Consider the following 12584-nt stretch of genomic DNA (forward strand, 5'->3'; position numbering starts at 1 on the left):
CTTATATTTGTCGCGAAAACGAAGACAGGCTGCACCTCAGCATAAAAAATGAACGAGTTCATTTTATTATACATTCGGTTTGCACTGTCTTTGCCGCTGATAAAACAAAAAAAGTCAATGAAAACAATGTTCGTAAATACATATTGGTGGTGGCACCCGTTACAACTCCGACAGTCGTAAGGGAGCAGCGCTCGTATGTATATATGTAATATATAGTAAAAAACAAAAAGAGCCCTGTCGCACCAAGCGACGGGGCTTTTTTCGTTTAAGCAATAATGCGTTTTGATTTCTGAAATAGTAAATAGTAAATCGTCAAATAGTAAATAACATGATGAATTTCTTAGTTGACAAAGAAGGTTATTACGGAGAGTTCGGCGGGGCATACGTTCCCGAAATCCTCCACAAATGTGTAGAAGAGTTGCAGAACACCTACCTCAAGGTGCTGCAAAGTGAGGACTTCAAGCGTGAATACGACCAGTTGCTGCGCGACTACGTGGGACGCCCTTCCCCACTCTACCTGGCACACCGCTTGTCCGAGAAGTACGGTTGCCGGATTTACCTCAAGCGTGAAGACCTGAACCACACCGGTGCCCACAAAATCAACAACAGCATCGGGCAGGTATTGCTGGCACGCCGCATGGGCAAGCGCCGCATCATCGCCGAAACCGGAGCCGGACAGCACGGTGTGGCCACAGCCACCGTCTGCGCACTGATGAATATGGAATGCATCGTCTACATGGGTAAGACCGACGTAGAGCGCCAGCGCGTCAATGTGGAGAAGATGAAGATGCTCGGCGCCACCGTCGTTCCCGTCACCAGCGGCAATATGACGTTGAAGGACGCCACCAACGAAGCCATCCGCGACTGGTGCTGCCATCCGTCGGACACCTACTACGTGATAGGTTCCACCGTCGGCCCGCATCCCTACCCCGACATGGTGGCACGCCTGCAGTCCGTCATCAGCGAAGAAATCAGGAAGCAGCTCCTTGAACACGAGGGACGCGAATGCCCCGACTACCTCATCGCCTGCGTAGGTGGAGGAAGCAATGCAGCCGGCACCATCTATCACTACGTCAACGACCCGCACGTGCAAATCGTCCTCGCCGAAGCCGGCGGAAAAGGCATTGAAACGGGAATGACAGCCGCCACCATCGCCCTCGGCAAGATGGGCATCATCCACGGCTCGCGCACCTACGTCATCCAGAACGAGGACGGACAGATAGAAGAGCCCTATTCCATCTCTGCCGGACTGGACTATCCGGGCATCGGCCCCATGCACGCCAACCTTGCCAAGCAGAAGCGTGCCATCGTCCTCGCCGTCAACGACGACGAAGCCATCCGTGCCGCCTACGAACTGACCCGGCTCGAGGGCATCATCCCCGCATTGGAAAGCGCCCACGCACTGGGTGCGCTGGAGAAGATGAAGTTCAAGCCGACGGACGTGGTGGTGCTGACGGTGTCGGGACGGGGGGATAAGGATATAGAGACGTATTTGAGTGATGAGTTATAAGTTATAAGTGATGAGCTATTTGAAAATACGAGATGCAATGAAATAAAATACAAGATACAATGAAACAATATGATTATAAAACAATCAGCCGCACCATGCTCGGCGACTTGCATACGCCGGTGAGCACGTATCTGAAGGTGCGTGACATCTTTCCGCAGAGCGCACTTATGGAGAGTTCCGACTATCACGGCAGTGAGAACAACCGTTCGTTCATCGCTCTGTGTCCGCTGGCAAGTGTCAGCATAGACCACGGCACGGCTATCTTCCGCCTGCCGGACGACAGCCGCGAAGAGCATCCCATAACCGATGCATACCGGGTGGAAAACGCACTGAACGATTTCCTCTGCCGCTTCCGCGTGGAGGGCGAATACAGCAATTACTGCGGACTCTACGGATACACCTCCTTCAATGCTGTCCGCTACTTCGAGAATATCCCCGTGAAGGACAGCCGCGAAGCTACCAACGATGCGCCGGACATGCTGTACATATTATATAAGTACCTCATCGTCTTCAACGACTTCAAGAATGAGATGCTGCTTCTCGAGATGCTGGCGCCCGGCGAGACCAGCGGACTGGACCAGGTGCAGAAGGCCATCCATAACCGTAACTACACCGCCTACGATTTCCGTGCCATCGGCCCCACCACCTCTCCGCTTACGGACGAGGAGCACAAGGCGAATATCCGCCGGGGCATCGCCCACTGTCTGCGCGGCGACGTTTTCCAGATAGTCCTCTCCCGCCGGTTCGAGCAGCGTTTCACAGGCGATGACTTCAAGCTCTACCGTGCCCTGCGCAGCATCAACCCTTCTCCCTATCTGTTCTATTTCGACTTCGGAGGCTTCCGCATTTTCGGCTCGTCCCCCGAAACCCATTGCCGCATCGAAGGCCGCCATGCCTATATCGACCCCATTGCCGGAACCACGAAGCGCACCGGCGATGCAGAGCAGGATGCCCTCAATGCCCGGTACCTGCACGACGACCCCAAAGAGAACGCCGAACACGTGATGCTGGTGGACCTTGCCCGCAACGACCTCTCCCGCAACTGCCACGATGTAAAGGTGGACTTCTATAAGGAGATGCAGTATTACAGCCATGTCATCCACCTCGTCAGCCGTGTCAGCGGAACGCTCCGCGAAGAGGCCGACCCCGTCAAGGCCTTCATCGACACCTTCCCTGCCGGTACCCTGAGCGGCGCCCCCAAGGTACGCGCCATGCAACTCATCAGCCAGCTGGAACCGCACAACCGTGGAGCCTACGGCGGCTGCATCGGTTTCATCGGACTGAACGGCTCGCTGAACCAGGCGATTACGATTCGTACTTTTGTCAGCCGCAACGGTGTCCTCTGGTTCCAGGCAGGCGGCGGCATCGTAGCCAAGAGCAACGACGAGTACGAACTGCAAGAAGTGAACAACAAGCTCGGCGCACTGAAAAAGGCGATTGAGATGGCAGAAAAAATGTGAGTTTATGTACGATTTGACGATTTACGATGTACGATTTGCCATGCGGCGTACATTGCGCAGCCAAATCGTACATCGTAAATAAAGTAACTTCAATCGTACATCGTAAATCGTCAAATAGTAAATAAAATAGATTGTAAATACAAAAGATGAAAACAGTTATCATAGACAATTACGACTCCTTCACCTACAACCTTGCCCATCTGGTGAAAGAGCTTGGCGCAGAAACGGATGTGCTGCGCAACGATAAATTCCGGCTCGAAGAATTGGAGCCATACGATAAAATCATCCTCTCACCCGGCCCCGGTGTCCCCGAGGAAGCCGGACTGCTGCTGGATGTCATCCGCACCTATGCCGGACGGAAACCCATACTCGGTGTCTGTCTGGGCGAACAAGCCATCGGACAAGCGTTCGGCGGAAAGCTGGTCAATCTGGAAGAGGTGTTCCATGGGGTACAGACGGAGATAAGGATTAGGAGTGAGGGATTAGGGACGAGGGAGGAAGGATTAGGAATTAGTGATGAAGGATTGGGGGGAAAGGATTATGAAGGTATTTCTCTCGAAGAAGACTATATCTTCTGCGGTTTACCCGATAGGATTCCCGTCGGACGATACCACTCCTGGGTAGTGGATACGAAGGACTTTCCCGAAGCGCTGGCCATTACCGCCATCAGCCCCGAAGGACAAATCATGGCGCTGAAACATCGGGAGTATGACATACACGGCATCCAGTTCCATCCTGAATCGGTACTGACACCCGACGGAAAAACAATCGTAAAAAACTGGCTTTTCAAATGAGGCACTTCAGAAAAAGAGTAAATTCAATCGTCAAATCGTAAATCGTCAAATCGTAAATAAAAAGATGAAAGCAATACTCACCCGTCTCTTCAACCACGAAGAGCTTACGTCGGAGGAAACCAAACAAATCCTCCTCAACATCACCAAGGAAATGTATCCTGAGGCGCAGATAGCAGCCTTGCTCACTGCCTTCCAGATGCGGAGCATCACTGTGGACGAGCTTATCGGTTTCCGCGAAGCACTGATGGAGACACGCCTTCCCATCGACTTCGCCCCCTATCGCCCCATCGACATTGTGGGTACGGGCGGCGACGGAAAGAACACCTTCAACATCTCCACCTGCGCTTGTTTCGTGGTGGCGGGCGCCGGCTACAAGGTTGCCAAGCACGGCAACTACGGAGCCACTTCCGTGAGCGGAGCCAGCAATGTCATCGAGCAGCACGGCGTACGCTTCACCAACAACCCCGACACGCTGAAACGCAGCATGGAGGAGTGCAACATCGCCTACCTTCATGCCCAGCTTTTCAATCCGGCGATGAAGTTTGTCGGTCCCGTACGCAAGACGTTGGGAGTGCGCACCTTGTTCAATCTGCTCGGCCCGTTGGTGAATCCATGCTGTCCGGCATACCAGCTGCTCGGTGTGGCAGACCTCTCGCAGATGCGCCTATACACCAACGTATTCTATAAGCTCGGCATTGACTTTGCCGTGGTCAACAGCCTCGACAGCTACGACGAAATCTCCCTGACGGACGAGTTCAAGGTGATGACCCGCAACTACGAGCGCATCTACCGTCCGCAGGCTCTCGGCTTCAAGGATGCCCGTCCCGAAGAACTCTTCGGCGGCGTATGCAAGGAAGATGCCGCCCGCATCTTCGACAATATCCTTACGGGGCATGCCACACCTGCACAAACGCAATGCGTCATTGTCAACGCCGCCTTTGCCATCCAGGTGATGGAGCCGCAGAAAGAGATTGAAGAGTGCATCGCCATCGCACGCGAATCACTGGATAGCGGACGGGCGCTGGCGACACTGAAAAAATTTATCGAGATTAATAAATGAAGCAATGAAAGATATACTGTCCGAAATCATCGCCCATAAGCAAACAGAGATTGAACTGCAAAAGCAGACCGTCTCTCCGGAACAGTTGCAGGAGCAGGCCGGAATCATCATCCGGGAGAATGCGGCCCACCACCGCAGCATGAAGCAGGCCCTTGCCGCTTCTTCTACAGGAATCATCTCCGAGTTCAAACGCCGTTCACCCTCTAAAGGCTGGATAAACGAGGCTGCCCAAGCAGAGGAAATACCCGCCTCCTACGAAGCCGCCGGCGCCGCCGCCCTCTCCATCCTGACGGATGAGAAGTTCTTCGGCGGTACGCTGCGCGACATCCGCACGGCCCGTCCGCTCGTCCGCATCCCCATTCTGCGCAAGGACTTCATCATCGACGAGTACCAGCTTCTGCAAGCCTGCATCGTAGGTGCCGACGCCGTATTGCTCATTGCCGCCTGCCTCAGTCCGGAGCAGTGCAGCACCCTCACCGCCCAAGCCCACGAACTCGGGCTGGAGGTATTGCTCGAAATCCACAGCCCTTCGGAACTCTCCTATATAAATAAGGAGGTCGACATGGTGGGTGTCAACAACCGCAACCTCGGCTCCTTCGTCACCGATGTGGAGAACTCCTTCCGGATAGCCCGGCAACTGCGCGAAGCCACCCACGGACCGGCATCCCCGCTCCTTGTCTCCGAAAGCGGCATCTCCGACCCCGAAACCATCTGCCGCCTGCGTGCCGCCGGCTTCCGCGGTTTCCTCATCGGCGAAACCTTCATGAAAACAGCCAATCCGGGCGAAACCCTGAAAGAGTTCATCCAAGACAGTCTCTTAATTGATAATTAAAAGTTGAAAGTTGATAATTGTAAATACAAAAGTCTCTCATACAGCGTTACATCGCGCAGCCAAATTGTAAATAGTAAATTGTAAATCGTAAATAAAATGTCTCCTCTCATCAAAGTATGCGGAATGACCGAAGCAGAAAACATCCGCAATGTAGAACTGCAAGGTGTAGATATGATTGGTTTCATCTTCTACCCAAAATCTCCCCGTTGTCTGTGCCAGATGCCCGGGTATCTGCCAGCCTGCGCCAAGCGTGTCGGCGTCTTTGTCAACGAAAGTAAGGAAAACATCCTGATGTATGCCGACCGTTTCAGCCTGGACTACATCCAGCTGCATGGCAATGAGGCTCCCGAGTACTGCCGTTCCCTGCGCAATGCAGGCCTGCACCTCATCAAGGCTTTCTCCATCTTGCTGCCCAAGGACCTGCTTTCCGTATCTGCCTACAATGGTCTGTGCGACTATTACCTCTTCGACACCAAGACCCCGCAGTACGGCGGTTCCGGCAACCAGTTCGACTGGAACCTCCTGCACCGCTACAACGGTCCCACCCCGTTCCTGCTCAGCGGTGGCATCAACCCCTACAGCGTAAAAGCCCTCCGGGAGTTCCGCCATCCCTATTTCGCAGGTATCGACATCAACAGCCGCTTCGAAACGGCACCGGGAATAAAGGATGTGGAACGCATCGCAAACTTCCTGAAAGAACTCAAGGGAGGTACGATTTGACGATTTACTATTTACTATTTGGCTGCGCAATATACGCCACATGGCAAATTGTACATTGTACATGGTAAATAGTAAATAGTAAATAGTAAATTGTAAAATTGTAAATCGTAAAATTGTAAATCGTACCATGCAGCATATATTGCGCAGCCAAATAGTAAATTGTAAATTGTAAAATTGTAAATAGAAATAGTATGTTGAACCGCATTAACCAACTTTTCCAGGACAGCCCCAAGAATCTGCTGTCCATTTACTTTTGTGCAGGCTGTCCCACCCTCGACGGTACAGCCGACGTTATCCGTGCCCTCGAAAGAAACGGAGTCAGCATGATTGAAATCGGAATTCCGTTCAGTGACCCCATGGCCGACGGCATTGTCATCCAGAATGCCGCCACCCGCGCCCTGCATAACGGCATGTCCCTCCGTCTGCTTTTCGAACAATTGCGCGACATCCGTCGCGATGTCCGCATCCCGCTTGTCCTTATGGGATACCTCAATCCCATCATGCAGTTCGGCTTCGAAGCCTTCTGCCAGAAGTGCGTGGAATGCGGCATCGATGGCGTCATCATTCCCGACCTCCCTTTCCGCGATTACGAAGAGAGTTACAAAGCCATCGCCTCGAAGTATGACATCCGTGTCATCATGCTCATTACCCCCGAAACCAGCGAAGCCCGCGTCCGCGAAATAGACGCCCACACCGACGGATTCATCTATCTGGTGTCCAGTGCCGCTACCACCGGTGCCCAAAAAGACTTCGACACCCGGAAGCAAGCCTACTTCAAGAAGATAGAGGATATGAACCTGCGCAATCCACGCATGGTAGGCTTCGGCATCAGCAACAAGCAGACATTCGATGCCGCTTGCGCCCACTCATCCGGTGCCATCATCGGCAGCCGCTTCGTCACGCTGCTCAACGAGAAGGAAGGAGATGCGGAAAAGGCTATCAGGCAGTTGAAGGAAGATTTGAAACAGTGAGCTTATTCAAATTTCATACAATATATTTTTCGCAATGAAAAAATAAAAGAGACAAAATCTGCAAAGACTTGTCTCTTTTATTTTCTCCCCATCTCATATTTCACTATCTTTGTGCCCGAAAAAAGCTCTAATACGAATATCATGAAAGTCGATTGCCCTTCCGTACTATTGATTTACACTGGCGGAACTATCGGAATGATAGAAAATCCCGAGACCGGTGCGCTTGAGAACTTCAACTTCGACCAACTGCTACAGCATGTTCCCGAACTGAAGCGCTTCAACTACCGCATCTCTTCCTATCAGTTCGACCCACCGATCGACTCTTCCGACATGGAGCCTTCCCTCTGGGCAAAGATTGTAAAAATCATCAACTACAACTACGACAATTTCGACGGCTTCGTCATCCTGCACGGTACCGATACGATGGCCTATACAGCCTCCGCCCTCAGTTTCATGCTCGAGAACCTTTCCAAGCCGGTCATCCTCACCGGTTCCCAGCTTCCCATCGGCACCCTGCGCACCGACGGGAAAGAGAACCTCATCACCGCCATTGAAATAGCCGCCGCCAAGCATCCGGACGGCACCCCTATCGTCCCCGAAGTGTGCATCTTCTTCGAGAACGAGCTGATGCGGGGCAACCGTACCACCAAAATCAATGCCGAGAATTTCAATGCTTTCCGCTCCTTCAACTATCCCGCACTGGCAAAGGCAGGCATCCATATCCGTTATAACGAGCACCTCATCCACCGTCCCGACCCGTCACGCCCCATGAAGCCGCACTACCTTTTCGACACCAATGTCGTAGTGCTCACCCTCTTTCCCGGCATCCAGGAAAGCATCATCAACTCCGTGCTTCATGTTCCCGGCCTGAAAGCTGTTGTCCTCAAGACTTTCGGTTCCGGCAATGCCCCCCAGAAAGAATGGTTCATCCGCCAGCTGAAAGAAGCCAGCGAACGTGGCATTGTCATCGTCAACATCACCCAATGCCAAAGTGGCGCCGTCGAGATGGGACGTTACGAAACCGGTCTGCAACTTCTCCAGGCAGGTGTCATCAGCGGCTATGACAGTACCCCCGAATGTGCCGTCACCAAACTCATGTTCCTCCTGGGGCATGGACTGGACCAAGCCGAAATCCGCCACCGCATGAATTCCGACCTGGCAGGAGAAATCACCAAGATTTAGTAAAGCGGCAATACAGAGGGCATTTAGTAATATTGATAATTTTCAAGACAAACTTGCATTATCTATCCATACAAAATCGTTAAAAAGCGTTAACCAACACGCTTTTATCCCCCATTAATAAAGCTTATTAGTTTAAATAAACGTACTTTTGCTTACAATCAAGCAAAACAAATGTAAAATATGGGAGAAAATACCCTATACAAACGCTTTCTGCCGCTTGTTATTCTTACAGTAGGCATACTGCTGCAGGGTTGTAAAGACGATGTTTTTAACCCCGAAAAAGTGAAAGCAGCCTATCAAGACAGGTTTCCGGTCAAGAACATAGATCCGGCTATGGATTGGAAAATGACTCAGCAGGTCCGGGTCAATGTTTCTGTATCCGAAGATACCGGCATCGACTATACCATACGTATTTACGACAAGAACCCCTTAATCAGCCGGTCATCTGCCAAACTGCTGGCAGAAGGCACCGCCAATAATACAACAGTATTTACTACCGTCATGGACTGCCCTTCTGTGCTGACGAGCGCTTTTGTGTGCCGCACCGATGCACACAGCCGCAACATAGTAAAATACGTATCCATCCAAAACGGTCAGCTCCACGCCGCTTTCGGCAGTTCCCCTGCAACTACACGTGCCGCATGGACACGCAGTGTCAGCATCGAGACCTATTCACCGGAAAAGTCTGAGGCGGAAATCACCGCAATGCTATCAAGTGCCGAAGAAATAAGGCCGAATACCGATTTTCAAAACGGAAAAGCCTACAAAATCTCCAAAGACAATATATATAGGAATAAAATCAGCAAGGACGGCATGGGAAGTGACAATCCGGCCATCATCATCATTGAAGGCAGCTGGGAACCCAATGGAAACAACATGACCGTTGAACGAGGCTTCGAATTCTATGTGATTGACGGAGGGGAAATCGTGATACCGGACGAGCACACCTTCACTTTAGTGCAATCCAGCCGGTTTATCGTCTACGCGGGTGGAACCATCAAAGGGAACGACATCGAATTGACCAATGCATCCGGAGGCAGCTACAACTACAATGCCGGCACTATGGAAATAGATGATTTCCATGTCAGCCAGGGAGGAGCATTCTATAATTGCGGTACCGTACGTGTCGATGAAATGAATTTCGACAGCGGATGCAAATTCATCAACCAGGGCAAAGCCTATATCGGGAAAACCGACAGCAACATCACTATAGACAACGGATGCTATCTATATGCGGAAGAATTTGTAGGCACACTGAACATGGGAGACACCTCTTCTGCAGAGATAGAGGATTTCGGGGACCATAGCAACAATTACAACACCCAAATCACGATGGGTGACAACTCCATGATAACCGTACTTGATGAAGCAGAATTGTCACAAGCACAATTTATGGGTCCAAACAATGAATATGCACTGGTAAAAATCAATAAAATTGAAGATATAGGGAATTTCTCCAGCCAGGGAAACATTCATTATGAAGTGAAAGAAATTGACGATGATATCACCGAGGACATCTGGTGGGAAGCCAAATTCCTTGATGCCATCAAGAACACCGAAGGAACCATATCCAAATGGGGAGAATCCCCCATCACCATTCCTGCCGGAGACTGTACGGGCGAAGGCAATACTCCGGACGAGTCCGGCTCAGAAACCCCTACAGACCCGGTCTCCTATACGTACGTATTCGAAGACAACTTCCCGTTGGTAGGCGACTATGACTTCAACGACGTGGTCTTGGACGTGGAGACCTACTATCACCGCGAGAAAAAGACGAACCACATCAAGCGCATACAGCTCGACGTGACCCTTGCTGCAGCAGGAGCAAGCAAGCCGTTGGGCGTAGGGCTCCGGATTACCGGAATCAATAAATCCGATATCCGGGAAGTCAAGACCGGAGGCGACGATTCGCGTTTCCAGGAGTCATTCAACAGCTCGTACAACAAATTCAGGTACAATAACGTTACTTATATGGAAGATTCCGATCCGAGTGTCGTAATCCCCATCGCAGGCGAAGTACACAATGTATTTGGAGTCGAACCGGGTGAGATGGTAAATACCGGCATTGGAGTAACCGCCAAAAAGTACACTTATGAAGTCATTATTGAACTGGCAGACCAAACCCGGACAGAGCCCCCATTCTCAAAAGACAATCTGGACTTCTTCATCTGTTATCAATATAAAAGCATGGAACAACGCATGGAAGTCCATCTTTACGAATTTTGGGGATATGGCGCCACTGCCGCCGGAACCATACAGCAAGAGAATCTTGACTTAGCAGGCAACAACACGTGGGCAATCTGCGTGCCGTATGGCTTCCGCTATCCCAAAGAAACAATCAATGTGTCACGTACTGATATCCCCGAGGCAAGCGCATATCCGGAATTCATCTATTGGGCCCAAGACAGAACCCAGTATACGGAATGGTACGAACACCCGGTAGAAGAAAATGTATATAGATAAATATAGCAAACAACTATCATAAACAATGAAACAAATATTATTTGTAGATGACAAACCTGCCATAGGCAAGGTACTCTCGGTCTATTTAGGGAAAGAGAATGAGCTGGTTTATTTCGAAGATCCCGTCAGGGCCATAGAATGGCTGAATGAGGGGAACGAACCCGCTCTCATCATTTCGGACATACGCATGCCCAAGATGACCGGCAGTGAATTCCTGGCATATCTGAAAGGCAATTCACTTTTCAAGGACATTCCGGTTGTGATGCTTTCCAGTGAGGAAAGTACCACCGAGCGCATCAACCTGCTCGAAGCCGGAGCCGAGGATTTCATACTGAAACCTTTCAATCCTATGGAGCTGAAGGCCCGTATCAAGAAATTTCTCTAAACGACAAAATCAATGGATATGTTATATTATATCTACATAGGTAGCAACCGCGTCACCATCGACCACTTGAGCAAAATTGCGGGAGGCATGTTCATGGCTGTTTCATCCTGCAACAAAGCGGCGAAAGTCATCGACGGTATCCGCGAACGGTACAACACATCCATTCTTTACGAAGAAAGCACCCCTCAAAAGGACAGCCAGAATATCACTTTCCTGCACAAGCGCTTCCCCCGTGTCTACATCATCCTCATCACCGAAGGACTGCAGAAGGAACACCGCAAGCTCTATCTGCAGGCAGGTGTCAACAACACCCTTTCCCCCATGGCCAGCGAAGAGAGCCTCCAGCAAATGACAAAATTCCTCCAACTGCGCAAGGAGCATAAGTTGCAGGAATTCAGCCAGTCACACCGTAAGATATTCAACACCTTCCACCTGCCTATGTGGAAGCGCATATTCGACATCCTTTTTGCCGTTGCCGTACTGATTGTGCTGTCTCCCATACTCATCGCGACAGCCATAGCCATCCGCGTGGAAAGCAAGGGAAGAGTGATTTACAAGTCCCAGCGTGTGGGCAGCAACTACCAGATATTCAACTTCCTGAAGTTCCGCTCCATGTACACCAATGCCGACAAGCGCCTGAAAGAGCTGAACGCCCTCAACCAATATAAGATAGAGGAAGAGCTTACGGACGAGCAGCCCGATATCCGCTTCGACGACCTGACCGGCACTTCCGAAGAGGAGGCTACCCTGCTGATTTCGGACGATTTCGTCATCTCCGAAGAAGATTTCCTTAAAAAGAAGGCCCAAGAAAAACAGAATACGTTTGTCAAGATAGAGAACGATCCCCGCGTCACCCGCGTGGGCCGTTTCATCCGCAAGTACAGCATTGACGAACTGCCGCAGCTGTTCAACGTCCTCAAAGGGGACATGAGCATCGTGGGCAACCGCCCGCTCCCCCTCTACGAGGCCGAGCTGCTGACCAGCGACGCGTATATCGAGCGTTTCATGGCTCCCGCCGGACTGACGGGACTGTGGCAAGTGGAGAAACGAGGCGGTACCGGGAAGATGTCGGCCGAAGAGCGAAAGCAACTGGACATTAAGTACGCCCAAGAATTTTCATTCTGGCTGGACATGAAGATACTGTGCAAGACGCTGACAGCGTTTGTGCAAAAAGAGAATGTATAAAAAGATAATAGGAATTATATGG

At 51.1% G+C, this 12584-nt stretch carries 11 protein-coding genes; all 11 read left to right on the plus strand.

Going from position 1 to position 12584, the window contains the following annotated elements:
• Positions 1-331 precede the first annotated feature (331 nt).
• The 11 genes from trpB to DW947_RS22010 all read left to right on the plus strand — a co-directional run bounded on the left by trpB (position 332) and on the right by DW947_RS22010 (position 12562).
• Positions 332-1510, plus strand: coding sequence for a tryptophan synthase subunit beta (gene trpB, locus DW947_RS07835; protein WP_182012160.1), 1179 nt, complete (start codon positions 332-334; stop codon positions 1508-1510).
• Positions 1511-1569: 59 nt separating this feature from the next.
• Positions 1570-2970 carry an anthranilate synthase component I family protein gene (locus DW947_RS07840; protein ID WP_117963442.1) on the plus strand — a complete coding sequence of 467 codons (1401 nt, stop codon included), beginning with the start codon at positions 1570-1572 and terminating at the stop codon, positions 2968-2970.
• A 146-nt stretch (positions 2971-3116) separates the two neighbouring features.
• The gene (locus DW947_RS07845) at positions 3117-3764 is read left to right on the plus strand and encodes an anthranilate synthase component II (RefSeq protein WP_117963443.1); all 648 of its coding nucleotides are present in this window, start codon (positions 3117-3119) and stop codon (positions 3762-3764) included.
• 64 nt (positions 3765-3828) lie between these two features.
• Positions 3829-4824 carry an anthranilate phosphoribosyltransferase gene (gene trpD, locus DW947_RS07850; RefSeq protein ID WP_005827521.1) on the plus strand — a complete coding sequence of 332 codons (996 nt, stop codon included), beginning with the start codon at positions 3829-3831 and terminating at the stop codon, positions 4822-4824.
• 4 nt (positions 4825-4828) lie between these two features.
• Positions 4829-5656: an indole-3-glycerol phosphate synthase TrpC gene (trpC, locus tag DW947_RS07855; protein WP_117952015.1), complete on the plus strand. Its 828-nt coding sequence runs from the start codon at positions 4829-4831 to the stop codon at positions 5654-5656.
• Between the two features lie 96 nt (positions 5657-5752).
• Positions 5753-6376, plus strand: a complete 624-nt coding sequence (locus DW947_RS07860) for a phosphoribosylanthranilate isomerase (protein ID WP_061412379.1) — start codon at positions 5753-5755, stop codon at positions 6374-6376.
• A 191-nt stretch (positions 6377-6567) separates the two neighbouring features.
• The gene (trpA, locus tag DW947_RS07865; RefSeq protein ID WP_009038310.1) at positions 6568-7347 is read left to right on the plus strand and encodes a tryptophan synthase subunit alpha; all 780 of its coding nucleotides are present in this window, start codon (positions 6568-6570) and stop codon (positions 7345-7347) included.
• Between the two features lie 141 nt (positions 7348-7488).
• Entirely contained in the window at positions 7489-8529 is a 1041-nt protein-coding gene (gene ansA, locus DW947_RS07870; RefSeq protein WP_005827512.1) for an asparaginase, read from the plus strand.
• A 180-nt stretch (positions 8530-8709) separates the two neighbouring features.
• Positions 8710-10992, plus strand: a complete 2283-nt coding sequence (locus DW947_RS07875; protein ID WP_035448692.1) for an LruC domain-containing protein — start codon at positions 8710-8712, stop codon at positions 10990-10992.
• Positions 10993-11017: 25 nt separating this feature from the next.
• Positions 11018-11377: a PleD family two-component system response regulator gene (locus DW947_RS07880; RefSeq protein WP_005837322.1), complete on the plus strand. Its 360-nt coding sequence runs from the start codon at positions 11018-11020 to the stop codon at positions 11375-11377.
• 18 nt (positions 11378-11395) lie between these two features.
• Positions 11396-12562 (plus strand): sugar transferase, encoded by a 1167-nt coding sequence (locus DW947_RS22010; RefSeq protein WP_118940781.1) that lies wholly within the window; start codon positions 11396-11398, stop codon positions 12560-12562.
• Positions 12563-12584 lie beyond the last annotated feature (22 nt).

This window comes from Bacteroides sp. AM44-19 (assembly GCF_003603395.1).
In the GTDB taxonomy this organism is placed as follows: domain Bacteria; phylum Bacteroidota; class Bacteroidia; order Bacteroidales; family Bacteroidaceae; genus Bacteroides; species Bacteroides uniformis.

Coding starts and splice junctions, on each gene's coding strand:
- DW947_RS07880 (WP_005837322.1), top strand. CDS start 11,018: ATGAAACAAATATTATTTGTAGATGACAAACCTGCCATAGGCAAGGTA.
- DW947_RS22010 (WP_118940781.1), top strand. CDS start 11,396: ATGTTATATTATATCTACATAGGTAGCAACCGCGTCACCATCGACCAC.
- trpC (WP_117952015.1), top strand. CDS start 4,829: ATGAAAGATATACTGTCCGAAATCATCGCCCATAAGCAAACAGAGATT.
- ansA (WP_005827512.1), top strand. CDS start 7,489: ATGAAAGTCGATTGCCCTTCCGTACTATTGATTTACACTGGCGGAACT.
- DW947_RS07845 (WP_117963443.1), top strand. CDS start 3,117: ATGAAAACAGTTATCATAGACAATTACGACTCCTTCACCTACAACCTT.
- trpB (WP_182012160.1), top strand. CDS start 332: ATGAATTTCTTAGTTGACAAAGAAGGTTATTACGGAGAGTTCGGCGGG.
- DW947_RS07875 (WP_035448692.1), top strand. CDS start 8,710: ATGGGAGAAAATACCCTATACAAACGCTTTCTGCCGCTTGTTATTCTT.
- trpD (WP_005827521.1), top strand. CDS start 3,829: ATGAAAGCAATACTCACCCGTCTCTTCAACCACGAAGAGCTTACGTCG.
- trpA (WP_009038310.1), top strand. CDS start 6,568: ATGTTGAACCGCATTAACCAACTTTTCCAGGACAGCCCCAAGAATCTG.
- DW947_RS07840 (WP_117963442.1), top strand. CDS start 1,570: ATGAAACAATATGATTATAAAACAATCAGCCGCACCATGCTCGGCGAC.
- DW947_RS07860 (WP_061412379.1), top strand. CDS start 5,753: ATGTCTCCTCTCATCAAAGTATGCGGAATGACCGAAGCAGAAAACATC.